The sequence below is a fragment of the Pseudomonas edaphica genome, assembly GCF_965277385.1.
Classification (GTDB): domain Bacteria; phylum Pseudomonadota; class Gammaproteobacteria; order Pseudomonadales; family Pseudomonadaceae; genus Aquipseudomonas; species Aquipseudomonas edaphica.
Genome location: NZ_OZ255725.1, coordinates 3460835 through 3479123, shown reverse-complemented (window position 1 = coordinate 3479123; position 18289 = coordinate 3460835). Strand labels below are relative to the sequence as shown.

Annotated in this window: 20 protein-coding genes; 10 read left to right on the top strand and 10 right to left on the bottom strand. The window is 61.2% G+C overall.

Annotation, left to right across the window (positions count from 1 at the left end):
• Window positions 1-172: 172 nt before the first annotated feature.
• From ACQY47_RS15650 to ACQY47_RS15625, 6 genes are all read right to left on the bottom strand, one after another.
• Window positions 173-694: a disulfide bond formation protein B gene (locus ACQY47_RS15650; protein WP_138451789.1), complete on the bottom strand. Its 522-nt coding sequence runs from the start codon at window positions 692-694 to the stop codon at window positions 173-175.
• A 231-nt stretch (window positions 695-925) separates the two neighbouring features.
• The gene (locus ACQY47_RS15645; protein ID WP_017135005.1) at window positions 926-2167 is read right to left on the bottom strand and encodes a heme biosynthesis protein HemY; all 1242 of its coding nucleotides are present in this window, start codon (window positions 2165-2167) and stop codon (window positions 926-928) included.
• A 5-nt stretch (window positions 2168-2172) separates the two neighbouring features.
• Window positions 2173-3288 carry a uroporphyrinogen-III C-methyltransferase gene (locus ACQY47_RS15640; RefSeq protein WP_138451793.1) on the bottom strand — a complete coding sequence of 372 codons (1116 nt, stop codon included), beginning with the start codon at window positions 3286-3288 and terminating at the stop codon, window positions 2173-2175.
• 41 nt (window positions 3289-3329) lie between these two features.
• Window positions 3330-4079: a uroporphyrinogen-III synthase gene (locus ACQY47_RS15635; RefSeq protein ID WP_428550089.1), complete on the bottom strand. Its 750-nt coding sequence runs from the start codon at window positions 4077-4079 to the stop codon at window positions 3330-3332.
• Window positions 4076-5017, bottom strand: coding sequence for a hydroxymethylbilane synthase (gene hemC / locus ACQY47_RS15630; protein ID WP_428550086.1), 942 nt, complete (start codon window positions 5015-5017; stop codon window positions 4076-4078). Before hemC ends, ACQY47_RS15635 begins: the two co-directional genes overlap by 4 nt.
• Before the next feature lie 139 nt (window positions 5018-5156).
• Window positions 5157-5903, bottom strand: coding sequence for a LytR/AlgR family response regulator transcription factor (locus ACQY47_RS15625; protein WP_099550278.1), 747 nt, complete (start codon window positions 5901-5903; stop codon window positions 5157-5159).
• 504 nt (window positions 5904-6407) lie between these two features.
• Between ACQY47_RS15625 and argH the strand changes: the two genes are divergently transcribed.
• Window positions 6408-7802 carry an argininosuccinate lyase gene (argH, locus tag ACQY47_RS15620; protein ID WP_008439335.1) on the top strand — a complete coding sequence of 465 codons (1395 nt, stop codon included), beginning with the start codon at window positions 6408-6410 and terminating at the stop codon, window positions 7800-7802.
• 100 nt (window positions 7803-7902) lie between these two features.
• On the opposite strand, the gene ACQY47_RS15615 is transcribed toward argH, so the two are convergent.
• Window positions 7903-8562, bottom strand: a complete 660-nt coding sequence (locus ACQY47_RS15615) for a glutathione S-transferase family protein (protein ID WP_099550276.1) — start codon at window positions 8560-8562, stop codon at window positions 7903-7905.
• A gap of 126 nt (window positions 8563-8688) precedes the next feature.
• On the opposite strand from ACQY47_RS15615, the gene ACQY47_RS15610 reads away from it, so the two are divergent.
• From ACQY47_RS15610 to ACQY47_RS15600, 3 genes are all read left to right on the top strand, one after another.
• Entirely contained in the window at window positions 8689-8973 is a 285-nt protein-coding gene (locus tag ACQY47_RS15610) for a hypothetical protein (RefSeq protein ID WP_017135000.1), read from the top strand.
• A 95-nt stretch (window positions 8974-9068) separates the two neighbouring features.
• On the top strand, window positions 9069-9323 hold the full coding sequence (locus tag ACQY47_RS15605; RefSeq protein ID WP_010207442.1) for a TIGR02647 family protein: 255 nt from the start codon (window positions 9069-9071) through the stop codon (window positions 9321-9323).
• 171 nt (window positions 9324-9494) lie between these two features.
• The gene (locus ACQY47_RS15600) at window positions 9495-12335 is read left to right on the top strand and encodes a class I adenylate cyclase (protein WP_428550079.1); all 2841 of its coding nucleotides are present in this window, start codon (window positions 9495-9497) and stop codon (window positions 12333-12335) included.
• On the opposite strand, the gene rnk is transcribed toward ACQY47_RS15600, so the two are convergent.
• The 3 genes from rnk to cyaY form a co-directional block, all read right to left on the bottom strand.
• A complete protein-coding gene (rnk, locus tag ACQY47_RS15595; RefSeq protein WP_017134998.1) occupies window positions 12332-12742 on the bottom strand; it encodes a nucleoside diphosphate kinase regulator in 411 nt (136 codons plus the stop codon). The two genes, ACQY47_RS15600 and rnk, sit on opposite strands and share 4 nt — an antisense overlap.
• A gap of 131 nt (window positions 12743-12873) precedes the next feature.
• Window positions 12874-13092, bottom strand: a complete 219-nt coding sequence (locus tag ACQY47_RS15590; protein ID WP_056860802.1) for a DUF1289 domain-containing protein — start codon at window positions 13090-13092, stop codon at window positions 12874-12876.
• A gap of 2 nt (window positions 13093-13094) precedes the next feature.
• Complete coding sequence (gene cyaY / locus ACQY47_RS15585; protein ID WP_428550074.1) at window positions 13095-13427, bottom strand: iron donor protein CyaY; 333 nt, start codon at window positions 13425-13427, stop codon at window positions 13095-13097.
• 239 nt (window positions 13428-13666) lie between these two features.
• Here cyaY and lptM point away from each other — a divergent pair, with 239 nt between their 5' ends.
• From lptM to ACQY47_RS15555, 6 genes are read left to right on the top strand one after another with little or no spacing between them, the layout of a single operon-like run.
• Window positions 13667-13834 (top strand): LPS translocon maturation chaperone LptM, encoded by a 168-nt coding sequence (lptM, locus tag ACQY47_RS15580; RefSeq protein ID WP_017134995.1) that lies wholly within the window; start codon window positions 13667-13669, stop codon window positions 13832-13834.
• Window positions 13835-13843: 9 nt separating this feature from the next.
• On the top strand, window positions 13844-15091 hold the full coding sequence (gene lysA / locus ACQY47_RS15575; RefSeq protein ID WP_017134994.1) for a diaminopimelate decarboxylase: 1248 nt from the start codon (window positions 13844-13846) through the stop codon (window positions 15089-15091).
• A 3-nt stretch (window positions 15092-15094) separates the two neighbouring features.
• A complete protein-coding gene (gene dapF, locus ACQY47_RS15570) occupies window positions 15095-15925 on the top strand; it encodes a diaminopimelate epimerase (protein ID WP_017134993.1) in 831 nt (276 codons plus the stop codon).
• 13 nt (window positions 15926-15938) lie between these two features.
• On the top strand, window positions 15939-16655 hold the full coding sequence (locus tag ACQY47_RS15565; protein WP_056860805.1) for a DUF484 family protein: 717 nt from the start codon (window positions 15939-15941) through the stop codon (window positions 16653-16655).
• A gap of 2 nt (window positions 16656-16657) precedes the next feature.
• Window positions 16658-17557: a tyrosine recombinase XerC gene (xerC, locus tag ACQY47_RS15560; protein ID WP_236411464.1), complete on the top strand. Its 900-nt coding sequence runs from the start codon at window positions 16658-16660 to the stop codon at window positions 17555-17557.
• Window positions 17554-18255, top strand: coding sequence for an HAD family hydrolase (locus ACQY47_RS15555; protein ID WP_170036730.1), 702 nt, complete (start codon window positions 17554-17556; stop codon window positions 18253-18255). Before xerC ends, ACQY47_RS15555 begins: the two co-directional genes overlap by 4 nt.
• Window positions 18256-18289: the final 34 nt, after the last annotated feature.

Here is an 18289-nt window from a genome sequence, read left to right as displayed (position 1 = left end):
GCCCGCGCAACACCTCAAACATTGAGGCGGCAGCCGGACAAGGCCGCATGTCACAAACGGTTTCTATAACGCGTGCGGGCCAGATTATGCCCGCATGACTATGGCTTCAAGGTACGCAGGAGAGAAAGTTCATACAAGTGTTTAATCCCGTCCTACACATTACGGCGAATTTTCAATACCTCGCAGGGTGCAAGCGACGTCCCGGCAACAATCGTGAAAACTGCATGATGCCGAGCACCAGCATCGCCAAAAAGAACAACAGGCTCCATTCGGGCAGGCTCAGGTCAAACAGTGTCCAGTTGAGCTCTACGCAGTCCACGGTGCCTTTTACAGTCAGTTGCAGTGCTTGCCATAACGACAGGTTTTCAATCATGTAGTGAAGGCTGGGCCAGCAATCATTGGCCTGCTCCGGCGCGGCATTTTGTAGCAACACCTGGCGTACCGCAGTGATGGCCCCGAGCATTGCGCAGCCCATGCTGGCCAACCCGTATAGGTAGACCCCTGAACGTTTTGGGTTATGAATCGCCGCAGCCAGGTTAATCAGAGTGAAGGCGGCCAAAAAGATGCGCTGCACCTGACACAGGAAGCAAGGACGCAAGAGCGCGCCGAACTCAAGATAAAAAGACGCACCCAACGTCAGCGCACCAGCCAAGAACGCCAGGAGAAACAGAGAGCGTGAAGGGGCCAAAGACATTGTCATCCGTACCGCAGGAGATAGACCCTTACGGTAGAGTAAAGGCCTGACTCCTTTCAATACGCGCCAGAGCAGACAATTCCGCAACAGCCTGGGGATATGCCGTCAGAACCTGGATGACTTCAAGCAGTTGGCGGTAGGAATTTGCTACGTAGGGCTTTAGCGCCCGGGTTTTACGCGATAAAGAAAGGTTGGCCCTCAGAAAGGTCCGGCCAACCTTGACCTTCATTCCTACACTCGCGCAGGCACCGGCAGCGGTGATGCCAGCAAGCGGCTGTCCAGAAGCCCCAGACCTTCCTGGAACAACTGGTTGCTGCGCTCGGTGTCGCCCAGTTGGGCCAGCAAGCGCGCCAGCTCGGCACAGGCTTCGGGATTACGCTGCACTTGCAGGCTGCTTTCCAGATAGTCGCGTGCTTTGCCCCACAGACTGTTTTGCAGACACAGGCGACCCAGTGTCAACAACAGGCTGGCATCCCCCGGATGGTCTTTGAGCCAGCCTTCGGCAAATTTCAGCTGACGGCCCGGGTCACTGCCACGCAACAAACCGTAAAGCCGGATCAGATGGCTGTCATAGCCGCGCTTGATTGCGCCACGCAGCACTTCTTCGGCCTTGGCGTCAGCACCCAGCCGACGCAGTTGCTCAGCGTAAGCCAACACCAGTTGCGGTTCCTGGCGCTGGGCGGAGGTCAGTTGCTCCCACGCTCTCTCCAAAGACTGCAACCCGGCTTCGCCCTGCTGTTCACGCTCGACCGCCAGCCCAAGGTTTTCACCCCAGGCACGGCGCTCAAGCTCAGCCAGCTCGGGAGCGGGAAGTACCTTGTCCTTTCGCAGTTCGGGTAACAAGCGAATCACCGACGGCCAATCGCCCCGCTGCTGATGCAGACGCTGCAATTGGCGCAAGACCTGCGCGTTATGTGGGTGACGCTCGTACATCGCTTGCAACGTCACCAGCGCACCTTCAGTGTCGCCACGGTCCATCTGCAGTTGCGCATGGCTCAGGGCCACAGCCAGTTCCGCCTGTGGCTGGCGTTCCAAGGCACGCTCCAGCAAACCGTCGGACTCCGCATACCGGCCCAGTTCGTTGGCAGCACGTGCGGCGCCGAGGTAGTACAACAACGGCTGACGCTCGGCTTCAGCAGCGCGGTGCAGGTGACGTTCGGCGCTGGCCCAGCGGCCCTCGGCGAGGTCCATCTGGCCTTGCTCGATGGCTATCTGCACACGACGGCTGCGGTTACGCCGCGACCACGGGTTGACTACGCCACCGGAGGTGGTGAGCAAGCTGAGCAGCACACGCAGCAGGTAGATCACCAGAAAGACGGCAAACACCGCCACCAGCGTGGCCCACAGGCTCGATTCGTAATGCAGCAGATGGGGATAGGTAATCAGCACGTAGCCGGTGTGTTTCGAAATACCCACGCCCAGTGCCAGAGCGATCGCAACCGCCAACACCAGGATCACATAAAAACGCTTCATCGGCTCTACTCCTGGGTCGCCGGCGTGCCCGCCGACGCCTTGGCTTCATCGGCAGACAGATGACGGCGCTCAAGATAGGCCTGCACTGCGGCCAGGCTGCTGGCCAGGTCCGGCGTCACCACCGAAACCGCCTTGGGCTCGAGCTCGGCAATGCGCGCCAGCATCGCCTTGCTCTGCGGGTTGTCCTGATTGAAGTTGTCCTGCAGCACGCTGCGCGCTTCACCCAGCGAGCGGCTGTACACCGCCGTTTCGCCGTTAAGTGCGGCCCACTGGGCTTGCTCCAGCGCCAGGCTCAGCGCCAGGCGCACCTGATTCAGGCCTTGGCCGGCGAGCAACGGGCGAATGTTGTCATCGGGGTTGAAGTCGATTCGGAAGTAACGAGAGATCTGCTCCCACCACTGGCTCAGGCGATTTTCCGTATCGGTGGTCGAGCGCCCTTCGGACGCAGGTTCAGTGAGCTGATACTCCGGTGCGATAGCCGCAAGCGCTACGACCTGATCGCGCAGTGCCGCCAGTTGCAGGTACAAACCGGTGCGGTCGGGTTGCTCGGTACTGCGTAGCGCGGCAAGGCTCTTGGCCAACTGCTCGCGGGCGGCGTAGGCGCCTGGGTCACTCTGTTCGCGCAGAATTTCGTCAGCACCCTGGACCAGTGACTGGGCGCTGTTGATGTCCTGCAAGGCAGAGAGGCGCAAGCTGGCCAGGCGGATCAGGTGTTCGGCTTCAGCCAGGCGCCAGTCCTGGCGACTGGCGCCCAGCACGGTTTCAAGGCGTTGGCTCAGACGCTGCTGGTCACCCTGCAATTGGGCGACCAGGCGGCGGCGCTCCTCAAGCTCGTCCGCCCCAGGCAACTGCGCCAGGCGCGCCGCCAGCTGTTGCTGGCTTTGCTTGAGGGATTGGGATTGATCATCAAGGGTCTGTACCTGGCCCAGCTGCTGCTGGCTGCTGGCTTGCAGGGCACGGACCTGCCAGATCCCCCAGCCACCGGCGGCGACGCCTGCGGCACCGAGCAACAGGGCCACAACCGCCAGGCCATTGCCACGGCGTGGCGCGGCGACCTGCGACTCAACCGGCGCATCAAGTGCGGGTTGGGTGTCATCTTTAGGCAAGGTTGTTTCGCTCACGTATCCGTCCTTTGCGTATCAGAGAGTGGGCGCCGCATGCCTTATGAGGCAGCGCTGCGCAACGCCACTAACAAAGCCGCGGCACTCGCGCCGCGACAATCCACAACTTTTTCTGCACCAGCGGCCCGCGCCATTTCAGACACGCGAGGGCTGGGCACGAACAACGGTAGCTGAGCCACCTTCGGCCAATCGGGGCCGGCCAGGGCTTGCAGGTGTAAAAAACCCTGCCCACTGCTGACCACCAGGCCGTTCAAGCGTTCCAACTGGATGCGTTGCATCAGCGCCCCGGCGGGGTAAGCCGGGAGGAAACGACGATACAACTCCAGATAATCGACACTAGCACCTTGCTCACGCAAACGCTCAGCCAGCAACTCCCGGCCGCCCTCGCCACGCAGGATCAACACCCGGGCACCGGGCTGCGCGGCAGCTTCGCGCAAGGCCGGCAATTGAAGCAAGGCCTCGCTGTCGTCGCCGGTTTGCGGATAGTGAACGTTGAGACCGTGATCGGCCAGTACCTGCGCAGTGGCAGCGCCCACACTGAACCACGGCAACAATGGCCAGGGCTGCTGCAATTGCTGCACAGCCAGGCGTGCAGCCGGTTTGCTCACCACAATCACCGCGCTATAGCGGCCCAGGTCAGCAAAAACAGCCCGTTGCTCGGGCGTGGCGGGCAAAGCTTCGGTATCCAGCAACGGCAGGCTGCTGCTGAAAATACCAGCTTGGGCCAACAACGCAGCCACGGCCGCCGACTCTTCAGCGGGCCGCGTCAGCAGCACGCGCCAATCGGTCACTGCGGGCCGGCCTCGCCGTAGACTTTTTGCAGAATGGCGCCGGCGCCCTTGCCCAGCAACTCTTCTGCGACCTGGATACCCAAGGCGGTCGCGTCACGTTGTGGCCCACGCACCTCGGCGGTGAGCAACGTGCCGCCGTCCGGATCACCGACCAAGCCACGCAGCCAGAGGTTTTCACCTTCAAGCACCGCGTAGCAGGCAATCGGCACTTGGCAGCCACCGTTGAGGTGCTTGTTGAGGGCACGTTCAGCAGTGACACGCACTTCGGTGTCGTGGTGGTCGAGGGGTTTGAGCAAGGCATGGATTTCGCTGTCGGCGGTGCGGCATTCAATGCCGACTGCGCCCTGCCCGCCGGCTGGCAAGCTGTCTTCGACGCTGATGGCCGAGGTGATGCGGTCTTCGAAGCCCAGGCGGATCAAGCCGGCAGCCGCAAGGATGATCGCGTCATATTCGCCGGCGTCCAACTTGGCCAATCGGGTGTTGACGTTGCCGCGCAAAAAACGAATCTGCAGGTCCGGGCGACGGGTCAGCAATTGCGCCTGACGACGCAGGCTGGAGGTGCCGACGACGCTGCCCAACGGCAGGTCATCCAGGGACACGTAGGTATTGGAGACGAAGGCATCACGCGGGTCTTCACGCTCGCAGATGCAAAAAAGGCCCAAGCCTTCGGGGAAGTCCATGGGCACGTCTTTCATCGAATGCACGGCGATGTCGGCTTGGTTTTCGAGCAGCGCGGTTTCCAGTTCCTTGACGAACAAGCCCTTGCCGCCGATCTTCGACAGGGGTGAGTCAAGCAGCTTGTCGCCGCGACTCACCATGGGCACCAGGGATACTTTGAGGCCGGGATGAGCCTGTTCAAGGCGTGCTTTGACGTATTCGGCCTGCCACAAGGCCAGGGCGCTTTTACGAGTGGCGATGCGGATTTCGCGAGAGGACATGGATCAATCCGTACTGAATAGATACGGCAGATAATAACAGCTCAGGCAAACACGCTTTGATTTGAATCAGCAAGTGCGGGGCCTCCCTGGCCACGTCGCACCGGGATATCGGAATGCAGGCCTCGCTACAGCCCTTGGGCTAAAGCTGCTGCATCATCTTGCGCACGCCGGCGACATGACGTCGGCTGACGATCAAGGCATCACCGTTAAGCCCTTTAAGGAACAACTGAAAGTGCCCCAAAGGCGTGCGCTGCAAGCGTTCTATTCGCTCGCGCGCCACCAGTGCGTTGCGGTGGATGCGCACGAAGCGGTCGCCAAACTCATCTTCAAGGGCCTTGAGCGGCTCGTCGAGCAACACTTCGCCGGTCTCGTGACGCAGGGTCACGTACTTGTGATCGGCAATAAAGTAGACCACCTGGTCCAACGGGATCAGCTCGATGCCCTTGCGGGTCCGCGCGCTGATATGGCTGCGCGGCCCATTGCCACTTTGGGCGGCCGGCTGGGTCAGCGCAGCGAGTTGCACGCGGTTTGGTCGCTCGGCCTTCTTAAGGGCCTTGAGCAATGCTTCGCTCGCCACCGGCTTGACGATGAAGCTGACACCGCTGGCTTCCAGGGTCTCGGTGGAAAACTCTTCTTGAGCGGCACACAGCACCACGGCAGGTGGCGATTCTCGCTCACTCAAACGGGCGGCGACTTGCAGGCCATCAAGGCCCGGCAAGCGGATATCGAGCAACACCACGTCCGGCTTGAGGCTGTCGATCAGCGTCAACGCCTCTTCGCCGTTGGTGGCGCTCGGTTCAAGGACTGTATAACCCTCGAGTTCACTGACCAAACGGCTCAGTCGCTCGCGGGCTTGGGGTTCGTCATCAACGATCAGGACATTCATATTGCGCTGGATTCCTGCGTGAGTCTCGCACAAGGATAGCGTAGACAGGTGCGGTGACTTGCGTCACAGCGATCCACGCTAAGACTAGCGCGAGCGGCAAAAAGTGCCCCGGCAGCGGCACCCAAATTTACCCGGACCTGTTCAATTGCGCCCAAGACCTGCTGCCTTTGGGCATCGTCGTAGGGTTTGCTGATACACAATCCGAATACCCCCCTTTTTTAATGGATAGTCTGGGCTATGACCGCATCACCCGACTTTGGTGCATTCACGCTCTATCAGTGCAACTGTAGACGCTCGCTGAGACGATATTGCTCAATCGTCAAATATCGTTTCAATTAACGCCTGCCCCCAGTCTCGTCCCGGATGCGTTCGGCGGCAAGGCACTTAGCCATCCTTGGCGCAAATAAAAATGCCGATCACCCGTAGCATCGCCTCAACGGGCAACCCTGTTATTATCGGCGGCACACCTCCACGCCTCTTTTTAAGCAGATCACGAGCGAATCCATGAGCACCGACAAGACCAACCAGTCCTGGGGCGGCCGCTTCAGTGAACCCGTCGACGCCTTCGTCGCGCGCTTCACCGCCTCCGTCACCTTCGACCAGCGCCTGTACCGCCACGACATCATGGGCTCGATCGCCCACGCCACGATGCTGGCCAAGGTCGGCGTGCTGACCGACGCCGAGCGCGACAGCATCATCGACGGCCTGACCACCATCCGCGGTGAGATCGAAGCCGGCACGTTCGACTGGCGCGTCGACCTGGAAGACGTGCACATGAATATCGAGGCGCGCCTCACCGACCGCATCGGTGTGACCGGCAAGAAACTGCACACCGGTCGCAGCCGTAACGACCAGGTGGCCACCGATATCCGCCTGTGGCTGCGTGACGAGATCGACCTGATCCTGGCCGAAATCACCCGCCTGCAAAAAGGTCTGCTGGAGCAGGCCGAGCGTGAGTCCGGCACCATCATGCCCGGTTTCACCCACTTGCAAACCGCGCAGCCTGTGACCTTCGGCCACCACTTGCTGGCCTGGTTCGAAATGCTCAGCCGCGACTACGAGCGCCTGGTGGACTGCCGCAAGCGCGCCAACCGCATGCCGTTGGGCAGCGCGGCATTGGCCGGCACCACTTACCCGATCGACCGCGAATACACCGCGCAGCTGTTGGGTTTCGACGCCGTGGGCGGCAACTCCCTGGACGGCGTGTCGGACCGCGACTTCGCCATCGAATTCTGCGCCGCCGCCAGCATTGCGATGATGCACCTGTCGCGCTTCTCCGAAGAGCTGGTGCTGTGGACCAGTGCGCAATTCCAGTTCATCGACCTGCCGGACCGCTTCTGCACCGGCAGCTCGATCATGCCGCAAAAGAAAAACCCCGATGTACCGGAGTTGGTGCGCGGCAAGAGCGGCCGTGTGTTCGGCGCGCTGATGGGCCTGCTGACCTTGATGAAAGGCCAACCTCTGGCCTACAACAAGGACAATCAGGAAGACAAAGAGCCGCTGTTCGACGCTGCCGACACCCTGCGCGATTCGTTGCGTGCGTTTGCAGACATGATCCCGGCGATCAAGCCCAAGCACGCGATCATGCGTGAAGCGGCATTGCGCGGTTTCTCCACTGCCACCGACCTGGCGGACTACCTGGTGCGCCGTGGCCTGCCATTCCGTGACTGCCACGAAATCGTCGGTCATGCTGTGAAGTACGGCGTGGACACCGGCAAGGACCTGGCGGAAATGAGCCTGGAAGAACTGCGCCAGTTCAGCGACCAGATCGAGCAGGACGTGTTCGCCGTGCTGACCCTTGAAGGCTCGGTGAATGCCCGTAACCACGTGGGCGGCACTGCGCCGGCGCAGGTCAAGGCAGCCGTTGTGCGCGGCCAGGCACTGCTCGCCAGCCGCTAAAAGCATCGCAGGCAAGCCAGCTCCCACACTTGAATGGGTTCACAATTCAAAATGTGGGAGCTGGCTTGCCTGCGATAGCGTCATCCCTGCCGCCAAATATCTACTTCTTGGCCGCAATCATCGCCATAAACGCCGGCATCGCTGCCTCCCTGTCCGCCGCCACCCTCTTGGCGTTGGGCATCTCATGCAAGCGCTCCAGCAAGGCCTTGGCCTTCGGCAACTGCGCCAGCAAATCCAGGCCAAACAGCTTCTCGCCCACCGCGCAGGCGAGGTTCACGCTGTACATGAAATACAGATCGGCAATCGTGAAGCTCTCACCCGCCACATACGGCGCGAACTTGCCGTGCCGGCCCAAAGAACCAACCCCCAGCAACAACTCAGCCTTGGTTTTGTCCTTGATCGCATCCGGCACCGGCATACCAAAGAACGCCTCGGCAAAACACGCGCGGGCGGGCAACTCGATATACAGCTCGATCTCCCGGCACAACGCCAGCACCTGGGCGCGCTGATACGGGTCGGCGGGCAGCAATGACGGGCCTTCCTGGGTTTGCTCGATGTACTCGAGGATCACGCTGGTTTCGTTGATAAAGCCTTGTTTGACGCCCAGCACCGGCACCTTGCCACGCGGGCTGACGGCCAGGGCTTCAGGGGTTTGGCCTGCGTAAAACGGCACTTCTTCGAACGGCAGGCCTTTCTCCAGCAGCGCCAGTTTGACCATGTTGTAGTAGTTGCTGACCGAAAATCCGTAAAGCTTGAGCATTGCGAATGCCTCCAGGCCGGGTGTGGGGTTGGCTGCAAGAGTTATAGATCCATGCAGGCCGCCTGACCAGCAGCATCAGTTGCCTGAATGGCGGTAGACTGGCGCCCTTTCCTTGAGGAGCCTGCCATGAGCGAGCCGACCGATATCGACAGCGACGAAGAAGAGTTCACCGAAAATACACTGATCGAAGCGATCGAAAATCAAATCGAAAGCGACAACCCGCCTGCCGCCAAGGCTACGTTCAACAAACTGACCCTGGTGGGTTATGAGCGTGAAGAGATCCTGAATCTCATGGCTCACGTGCTGGCTTTCGAGATCGACGCGATGCTGGACGAGGATCGCGCATTCAATACCGAATGGTACGAAACAGCCCTGCGGGCGCTGCCTGAGTTGCCGCCGGAAAAGGAATAATCCGGGCACGCAGCAACACGCTGGACAGTTCGGCAAAGTGCGTTCACCTTATGGCCTGCTAGCCTCTAATAAATTTTAGAAAGTCTGGAGTCCTTATGTCGTATACCCCTGAGTTGGTTGCCGAACTGGAAATCCTTGTACTCTTCCCCTTGGACAGCACCAAGGAAGGTCTGAAAGTCCACCAGACCGCCGCGCCTACTGCCATCGCCGCTGCCAAACGCCTTCATGCCAAAGGCCTGATCGACCAGCCGGATGGGGGCTACCTGACCAGCCTCGGCCGCGACGCTGCCGAGCAAGCGCAAACCCTGCTGACTATCCTGACTACCGCCACTACCAAAGAAGCTGCCTGACACCTTACTGTCGCCCATGGGGTCCGCCTGCTGCGGATTCCGAGGGCGTTGCTGTGGGCCGCACAAAATTCTGACGCCAAAAAGCCACATATCATCTAAACCTCCTACGCTTCTGGCTGTAAACTCCTACACGGCCGCCCACGTCGGGCTCTGCGAGCCAACGACCCAGAAATGACCCGCACCCATGAAATCCGCCCCGACCTGGACGAAGGCATCGACCGCAAGGTGCTGGCCCAGTTGCGTGCGCGCTTCATGGCCCTCAATGCAGGCCGCATGGCCCGCGCCGTCGAAGGGCTGACGCCGCGCCAACAAAGCGTGCTGACCCTGCTGCCGTTGTTTTTCCACGTCAACCACCCGCTGTTGCCCGGCTACGTCTCGAGCAGCACGCCGGCAGGCTTGTCGAATTTCGAACCCGACGCCCAGGCCCTCACCGAAGCCCAGCGCCTGACCCGCTCGTTCTCCTATAAGCCGCGCCATGGCAACCCGCCGCGGCCGATCCATGGCCTGTTCCTGATGGGCAGCCTTGGCACCCTGGCCCAGGCGGACCAGAGCGACATGGACGTGTGGGTCTGCCACGCTGCGGACCTTGGCGAGAACGAACTGGCCGAGCTGCGCAAAAAGTGCCAGTTGCTGGAAGCCTGGGCACTGACCATGGGCGCCGAGGCGCATTTCTTTCTGATCGAGCCGACGCGCTTTGTTTCAGGCGAGCGCGATACGCAACTGAGCTCTGACGATTGCGGCACCACCCAGCATTACCTGTTGTTGGATGAGTTCTACCGCACCGCCATCTGGCTCGCCGGGCGCACGCCCATCTGGTGGCTGGTGCCGGTCTATGAAGAAACCCGCTACGCCGAGTTTACCCACGCGCTGATCTCCAAACGTTTTATCCGCGCCGATGAAACCCTCGACCTCGGCCACCTGGCGCACATCCCGCCGGGCGAATTCATCGGCGCGGGGTTGTGGCAACTGTTCAAGGGCATCGAGTCGCCTTACAAATCGGTGCTCAAGCTGCTGCTGACCGAGGTGTACGCCAGCGAACACCCGAACGTGCACTGCCTGAGCCTGCGCTTCAAACGTGCGGTGTTTGCCAACCAGATGGACCTGGATGAGCTGGACCCGTACATCGTGGTCTACCGCCGCATCGAGGAATACCTCAGGGCGCGCAATGAACCCGAACGTCTGGAACTGGTGCGCCGTGCGCTGTACCTGAAGGTCAATCGCAAGCTCAGCGCCGGCCAACGCAGCACCAGTTGGCAGCGGCTGTTGCTGGAACGCCTGGCCCATGAATGGGGTTGGGACCAGCGCCAACTGGCCTTGCTGGACAGCCGCAGCCAGTGGAAAGTGCGCCAGGTGGCTTCCGAGCGCCGCGCATTGGTCAGCGAACTCAATTACAGCTACCGCTTTCTCACCCAGTTCGCTCGCACCGAGCAGACCGTCAGCCTGATCAACAAGCGCGACCTCAATGTGCTGGGTCGGCGCCTGTATGCCGCGTTTGAGCGTAAAGCCGGCAAGGTCGAGTTCATCAACCCCGGCATCGCCCCGGACCTGGCCGAAGACACCCTGACCCTGGTGCAATCGCCCAACCGCAAAGAGCCCGGCCAGCACCACTGGGGCTTGTACAACGGCAACCTCACGGCGCTGGAATGGGAGCACTTCGCGCCGATCAAGCGCAGCCGCGACCTGTTGGAAATGCTCACCTGGTGCCATCGCAACGGCGTGATCGACAGCAGCACGCGCCTGGCCTTGCACCCAGGCGTCAGCGACATGACGGAATTCGAGCTGTTCAACCTGCTGGGCTGCCTGCAACAGACCATCGCCCTGCCCCTGGCCAGCGTTGATGAAGACCGCCTGTTGCGCTCGGCGGTGCCGGAAGAGGTGCTGTTGCTGATCAACGTCGGCGTCGACCCGCTCAAGCATCACCGCGACTTGAATATCCTGATGACCACCGAGCGCACTGACTCCCTGAGTTACGCCGGTGTGCGCGACAACCTGGTGCTGACCCTGGATCAGGTCACGCTCAACAGTTGGAACGAGGTATTGGTCAGCCGCTACGACGGCCCCCATGCACTGCTCGACTGCCTGCGCGACTACCTCAACCAACTGCCGCCGAACCACCTGCCACGCCTGCGGGTGCGCTGCTTCTGCCACAACCGTGCGCAATTCATTGCCCAGCGCGTGGAAGAAATCTTCGATACCGTACAGAACCTGCTGCTTAGCCAGTCCAATCACCGCTACCTCCTGCAGGTGCAGCAGCACTATCACGTGATGGAACTGACGCCGGGCCAGGCCACTCACGTGCCACTGCTGACCCAGGATGCGCTGATCGCCTACCTCAGCGAAGAACTGGCCAGCTACAGCCCGCTGCACCTGGATGCCATGGCGCTGGAAGACCACGACCTGGCCCTGCTGCTGCCCATGGGCGTGGCTGATTGTGTGCAGGTGTTCTACCGGGCCAATGAAGGCTTCGCCGAGCTGTATGTGCTGGATGAGTTCAACGCGCTGTGGCAGCAACGCTTGCCGTTTCATGATGAGCAAAGCCTGCTGGCGCCACTGCAGCGATTCCTGCAGTCGATCATCTATCGCCGCGAAGCGCTGGCACCGCTGGACACGCAACAGCCGCTGGGTGAAGTGCAGATTTTGTATTACCAACTGTTGCCGTCAGGCAGCCACCGCGCCCGCGGCATCGAGCCTCGGCCGGTGCCGCAAAACCCGGCCAACAAGCCGTTTTATGACGTGCAGGCGATTATCGGCAAGGCCGCACCCGGCCAGGTCGGCATCACGCTGTATTGCAATCAACGGGAGTTTTCGGAGTTGGAGTTCGGCGACCAACTGTTTGCCGTGGTCGCCCAGGAAATCGTCGGGCAACGCCGGGAGACCGAGCTTTACCGCTGCTACATCACCGACCTGGACCTGTCCGGCCTGCTCGGTGATGTGCAAAGCCCGAGCAACTTGTATCTGCGTTACAAGGCCGAGCTGGAGTTGTCGCTGAATGCGGCGCTGAGCCAGATTTAGAGAGGGAAGGCGCCGCCATCTTTGGGCTGGCCTTCGACGCTGAGCAATTCAAGCTTCAGCGTCTTGCCGCCCGGTGCAGGCCAGTCGATGTGCTGGCCCACTTGCAGGCCAAGCAAGGCGCTGCCTACCGGAGCCATGATCGAAATTTTGCCTTCATCGGCGTTCGCGTGCTTCGGGTACACCAGGGTCAGGTGGTAGTCCTTGCCGCTGCCTTGCTCACGGCAATGCACGCTGGAGTTCATGGTCACGACACCCGCAGGCACTTCATCGTGGCCAACCACGTCTTCGGCGCGGTCGAGTTCGGCTTGCAACGCTTCGGCGCCGGGAGAGTCGTCGCCCAAGCGGTCGATCAATTGCTCCAGACGCTGCACGTCAAGACGGGTAAGAATGATGGAAGGTGCGGTCATGATTCAGGCAGACTCCTTTTTTCTGCACAAAAAAGCAAAACCCCGCCAGAAAAAGGCGGGGTTCTCACGGGCCTCGATGAGTTGAGGCGTACCCGGACACTACCACAGCGTCACAAATAAACAAGACGGCCTCAGGCGCGCGCCCTGCGCTGTTCGGCCTCGGCGCAAATCACTCGGCGCCGGGCATCGTCGGCGGAGCGCCATTCGCGGATGTCTTCCACGTGCCGGTAGCAGCCGAGACAGACTTTTTGCTCGTCCAGGCGACACAAACTGATACAAGGTGACGGCACTGCCGGGCTGACATTGCTGAACAGCGGCTTGGGTGGGCGTACAGGTGCAGGCTGGGTCACGATCAGATCTCGTCGAAGTCCAGCTCAGCGCCGGCTTGTTCCTGGACCAGGCGTGCGAGCATTTCGCTTAACAGCTCATCGCTGGTATCGCACTGCCAGTTTTTGTCTTCTTCGTTGTAGTCGAAGTGAAAACCACCCGAACGCGCCGCCAGCCATAGCTGACGCAGCGGCTCCTGACGGCTGAAGATCAGTTGGGTGCCGTTTTCAAACTCAACGGTCAGCACGCCAGCCGAGTTCTCCAGGTCCACATCCAGGCCGCTGTCGTCGAAAATATCTTCCAGCGCCTGCTGGGTCGAATCCACCAGGTCGTGAAAACGGGCTTCGGTCAAACTCATTGTGGGAACCTCGAAAAGTGTCTGGTCACGCTCAAGCGGCGCACGATACGGACGCGCCATGATGATTGCAAAGGATACCGATTTCATTACCCACAGCCGCGTGAAATATCCTCATTTAGCGTAGGCCGAATCGCAACATGCTCGGCAAACCCCCGCCGGACGGGTATTACGGCGCATAGGCAAGCTGCCGGGTGGTCGGTATACTCGGGCGCAATTAATGCATATTCAAGGATTTCGCCATGAAGCGCCTGATCTCTTCCCTTGCTGCGCTCGTCGCGGTCGCTTGCCTCGTTAGTGCCTGTGGTCAAAAAGGCCCGCTGTACCTGCCCGATGACAGCAAAGACCCGAACGACCAGGCACAGTCGTCGCAAAAAGCTGCGAAAGCGCATAAGCACGACACTTACTAAGGGAACATCATGGACGCTTTTAACTACCGGGACGGCGAGCTGTTCGCGGAAGGCGTGGCGCTGTCCGCGATTGCCGAGCAGTTTGGCACCCCGACCTATGTGTACTCGCGTGCGCACATCGAAGCCCAATACCGCTCGTTCACCGACCCACTGGAAGGCGTTCCACACAGGGTGTGCTACGCGGTCAAGGCCAACTCCAACCTGGGTGTACTGAATGTCCTGGCGCGTCTTGGCGCTGGTTTTGACATCGTTTCCCGTGGCGAGCTGGAACGTGTTCTGGCTGCCGGCGGCAAGGCTGACAAGATCGTCTTCTCGGGCGTCGGCAAAAGCCGTGAAGACATGCGCCGCGCCCTCGAAGTAGGCGTGCATTGCTTCAACGTCGAATCCACCGACGAGCTGGAGCGCCTGCAAGTGGTCGCCGCCGAGATGGGCGTTCGCGCGCCGATCTCCCTGCGCGTCAACCCGGACGTCGATGCCGGCACGCACCCGTATATCTCCACCGGTCTCAAAGAGAACAAGTTCGGCATCGCCATTGCCGACGCCGAGGACGTGTACATCCGTGCCGCACAGCTGCCGAACCTGGAAGTGCTGGGTGTCGACTGCCATATCGGCTCGCAACTGACCACCCTGCCTCCGTTCCTGGACGCCCTTGATCGCCTGCTGGCGCTGACCGATCGCCTTGGCGAGTGCGGCATATACCTGCAACACATCGACCTCGGTGGTGGTGTGGGTGTGCGTTATCGCGATGAAGAGCCGCCGCTGATCGCCGATTACATCAAGGCTGTGCGTGAGCGCACCGAAGGCCTCGGCCTGACCCTGATGTTCGAGCCGGGCCGTTATATCGTTGCCAACGCCAGCGTGCTGCTGACCCAGGTCGAGTACCTCAAGCACACAGAGCACAAGGATTTCGCCATTGTCGATGCAGCAATGAACGACCTGATTCGCCCGGCGCTGTACCAGGCGTGGATGGACGTCACTGCCGTAACCCCGCGCGAGGGCGAAGGCCGCGCCTACGATATCGTCGGCCCGATCTGCGAAACCGGCGACTTCCTGGCCAAGGATCGTCAGCTTGCGCTGGAGGAAGGCGACCTGCTGGCCGTGCATTCGGCCGGTGCCTACGGGTTTGTCATGAGTTCCAACTACAACACCCGCGGCCGTGCCGCCGAGGTGCTGGTGGACGGTGATCAAGCGTTTGAAGTGCGTCGCCGCGAGACGGTAGCCGAGTTGTTTGCTGGCGAAAGCCTGCTGCCGGAGTAAGCCATGCTGCTGCGTTTTACCAAGATGCACGGGCTGGGTAATGATTTCATGGTCCTTGACCTGGTCAGCCAGCACGCGCACATCCTGCCCAAGCACGCCAAACAGTGGGGCGACCGTCACACCGGCATCGGTTTCGACCAGTTGCTGATCGTTGAGGCGCCGAGCAACCCGGAGGTGGATTTCCGTTACCGGATCTTCAACTCCGACGGCTCCGAAGTGGAACAATGCGGCAACGGTGCGCGCTGCTTTGCGCGCTTTGTGCTGGACAAGCGCCTGACCGCCAAGCGCCAGATTCGCGTCGAAACCAAGAGCGGCGTGATCGAACTGGATATTCGCAGCGACGGCCAGATCAGCGTCAACATGGGCGCGCCACGCCTGGTGCCAGCGGATATTCCGTTTCAGGCCACCGAGCAGGCCGCCAGTTACGCGCTGGATGTAGAAGGCAAAATCGTCGACATCGCTGCCGTCTCCATGGGCAACCCCCATGCCGTACTGCGGGTCAACGACATCAACAACGCCCCGGTGCATGAGCTGGGGCCGAAGATCGAGCATCACCCGCGCTTTCCGGCACGGGTCAATGTGGGCTTTTTGCAGGTGATCGACCGTACCCGTGCGCAACTGCGTGTATGGGAACGCGGCGCCGGCGAAACCCAGGCGTGCGGCACCGGTGCTTGCGCCGCAGCCGTCGCCGCGATCAGCCAGGGGTGGATGGATTCGCCCCTATTGATCGACCTGCCGGGTGGGCGTTTGTCCATCGAGTGGGCAGGGCCTGGCCACCCGGTGATGATGACCGGGCCGGCCTCGCGTGTATACGAAGGACAGGTCCGTCTATGAGTGAGCCAAGCTAATGACCGATAAGCCTCAAGTACCCGCCCAAGCAACCCCAAGCGAAAGTCTGGAGGCCGCTGCTGTCGCGGCGTACCTTGAGGCTAATCCGGACTTCTTCGTCGAACACGAAGAACTGCTGCCCGCCCTGCGCATCCCCCACCAGCGTGGCGATACCGTGTCGCTGGTGGAGCGGCAGATGAAGATCCTGCGCGAGCGCAATATCGAAATGCGCCATCGGCTTTCACACCTGATGGATGTGGCCCGCGACAACGACCGCTTGTTCGACAAGACCCGCCGCCTGATCCTGACCCTGATGGACGCCAACAGCCTGGAAGAAACGGTGATCGCCGTGGAAGACAGCCTGCGCCAAGACTTTCAGGTGCCGTTTGTCAGCCTGATTTTGTTCAGCGACAACCCGATGCCGGTGGGCCGCTGGGTCAGCGGCAGCGACGCGCAAACCGCAATCGGCGGCCTGCTCTCGGAAGGCAAGACCATCAGCGGCACCTTGCGTGAACACGAGCTGGATTTCCTGTTTGGCGCCGAACAGCGCAAGCAGATCGGCTCCACCGCCGTAGTCGCCCTCAGCCATCAAGGCTTGCACGGCGTGCTGGCGATTGCCAGCCGTGACCCTGCGCATTACAAAAGCTCGGTGGGCACGCTGTTCTTGACCTACATCGCCGAAGTGCTGGGCCGCGTCTTGCCCCGCCACACCACCACCCTGCGCGCGGTGCGCTAGCCATGGAACGGCAACTGGACGCTTATTGCGCTCACCTGCGCAACGAGCGCCAGGTGTCGCCTCACACCCTGGAAGCCTATCGACGGGACCTGAACAAGGTCCTGGCGTACTGCGAAAAACAACAGATCACCAGCTGGAAGGCGCTGGATATCCAGAGCCTGCGCAGCCTGGTCGCGCGCCTGCACCAGGCGGGCCAGTCTTCGCGCAGCCTGTCGCGCCTGCTCTCGGCGGTACGCGGCCTCTATCACTACCTCAACCGTGAAGGCCTGTGCGACCACGACCCGGCCAACGGCCTGTCGCCGCCCAAGGGCGAACGGCGCCTGCCCAAGACCCTCGACACCGACCGCGCCCTGCAACTGCTGGACGGCGCCGTTGAGGATGACTTCCTGGCCCATCGTGACCAGGCGATTCTTGAGCTGTTTTATTCCTCGGGCCTGCGTTTGTCGGAGCTGACCGGCCTGAACCTGGATCAGTTGGACCTGGCGGACGGCCTGGTACAAGTGCTCGGCAAGGGCAGCAAGACCCGTGTGCTGCCGGTGGGCAGGAAGGCCCGCGAAGCCTTGCAGCTGTGGTTGCCGCTGCGCCTGTTGACCAACCCGGCCGACGATGCGGTGTTTGTCAGCCAGCAAGGCCGACGCCTGGGGCCACGGGCGATTCAGGTGCGGGTCAAGGCGGCCGGCGAACGCGAGCTGGGGCAAAACCTGCACCCTCACATGCTGCGACATTCTTTTGCCAGCCATATGCTGGAGTCGTCCCAGGACCTGCGCGCCGTGCAGGAGCTGCTCGGCCACTCCGATATCAAGACCACGCAGATCTATACCCACCTCGACTTCCAGCACCTGGCGACGGTATACGACAGCGCCCATCCACGGGCCAAACGCATCAAGGGCGGCGACTCATGAGTATCAAGCTGATCACCTTCGACCTGGACGACACGCTCTGGGACAACGTACCCGTCATCATCAACGCCGAGGCGTCGATGCGCGAATGGCTGGCACTTAACGCCTCCAAGGTTGGCGACTTGCCCCTGGAACATTTCGCCAGCCTTCGCCAGCAGGTGTTGGAGCGCCATCCAGAGCTTAAATATCGCATCAGCATCCTGCGTCATAAGGTCCTGATGCACGCGTTTGAAGAGGCGGGTTACCCACAGCCTGAGGCCACGCAGATGGCGGATGTGTGCTACGAGGCGTTTATTCACGCCCGTCACCAGCTCACGCCGTTCCCGGAAGCGGAGCCCATGCTAAAGGCGCTGCGCCAGCACTTCCTGCTGGGCGTGATCACCAACGGCAATGCCGATGTGCAACGCGTGGGGCTGGCGGATTACTTCCACTTTGCCCTGCGCGCCGAGGATATCGGCATCGCCAAGCCGGATGCGCGGCTGTTTCAGGAAGCCTTGCAGCGCGGTGGCGTGGATGCAAATCAGGCCGTGCATATTGGCGATCATCCTGGCGATGACATCGCCGGTGCGCAGCAGGCCGGGCTTCGCGCGGTGTGGTTCAACCCGACGGGCAAACCGTGGGAAGCGGATAAACAGCCGGATGCAGAGATTCGTAGCCTGACAGAGTTGCCGGAGCTGCTGCGCAGCTGGCAGTCACGCTGAAGATTCAAAGTGGGAGCTGGCTTGCCTGCGATAG

Excerpts from the sequence above, each read along its gene's own strand:
- ACQY47_RS15615 (WP_099550276.1), bottom strand. The coding sequence starts at position 8,562 with ATGCTCAAGCTTTACGGATTTTCGGTCAGCAACTACTACAACATGGTC.
- cyaY (WP_428550074.1), bottom strand. The coding sequence starts at position 13,427 with ATGAGTTTGACCGAAGCCCGTTTTCACGACCTGGTGGATTCGACCCAG.
- argH (WP_008439335.1), top strand. The coding sequence starts at position 6,408 with ATGAGCACCGACAAGACCAACCAGTCCTGGGGCGGCCGCTTCAGTGAA.
- ACQY47_RS15625 (WP_099550278.1), bottom strand. The coding sequence starts at position 5,903 with ATGAATGTCCTGATCGTTGATGACGAACCCCAAGCCCGCGAGCGACTG.
- ACQY47_RS15610 (WP_017135000.1), top strand. The coding sequence starts at position 8,689 with ATGAGCGAGCCGACCGATATCGACAGCGACGAAGAAGAGTTCACCGAA.
- ACQY47_RS15645 (WP_017135005.1), bottom strand. The coding sequence starts at position 2,167 with ATGAAGCGTTTTTATGTGATCCTGGTGTTGGCGGTTGCGATCGCTCTG.
- rnk (WP_017134998.1), bottom strand. The coding sequence starts at position 12,742 with ATGACCGCACCTTCCATCATTCTTACCCGTCTTGACGTGCAGCGTCTG.
- lptM (WP_017134995.1), top strand. The coding sequence starts at position 13,667 with ATGAAGCGCCTGATCTCTTCCCTTGCTGCGCTCGTCGCGGTCGCTTGC.
- lysA (WP_017134994.1), top strand. The coding sequence starts at position 13,844 with ATGGACGCTTTTAACTACCGGGACGGCGAGCTGTTCGCGGAAGGCGTG.
- xerC (WP_236411464.1), top strand. The coding sequence starts at position 16,658 with ATGGAACGGCAACTGGACGCTTATTGCGCTCACCTGCGCAACGAGCGC.
- ACQY47_RS15600 (WP_428550079.1), top strand. The coding sequence starts at position 9,495 with ATGACCCGCACCCATGAAATCCGCCCCGACCTGGACGAAGGCATCGAC.
- dapF (WP_017134993.1), top strand. The coding sequence starts at position 15,095 with ATGCTGCTGCGTTTTACCAAGATGCACGGGCTGGGTAATGATTTCATG.
- hemC (WP_428550086.1), bottom strand. The coding sequence starts at position 5,017 with ATGTCCTCTCGCGAAATCCGCATCGCCACTCGTAAAAGCGCCCTGGCC.
- ACQY47_RS15555 (WP_170036730.1), top strand. The coding sequence starts at position 17,554 with ATGAGTATCAAGCTGATCACCTTCGACCTGGACGACACGCTCTGGGAC.
- ACQY47_RS15565 (WP_056860805.1), top strand. The coding sequence starts at position 15,939 with ATGACCGATAAGCCTCAAGTACCCGCCCAAGCAACCCCAAGCGAAAGT.
- ACQY47_RS15650 (WP_138451789.1), bottom strand. The coding sequence starts at position 694 with ATGTCTTTGGCCCCTTCACGCTCTCTGTTTCTCCTGGCGTTCTTGGCT.
- ACQY47_RS15605 (WP_010207442.1), top strand. The coding sequence starts at position 9,069 with ATGTCGTATACCCCTGAGTTGGTTGCCGAACTGGAAATCCTTGTACTC.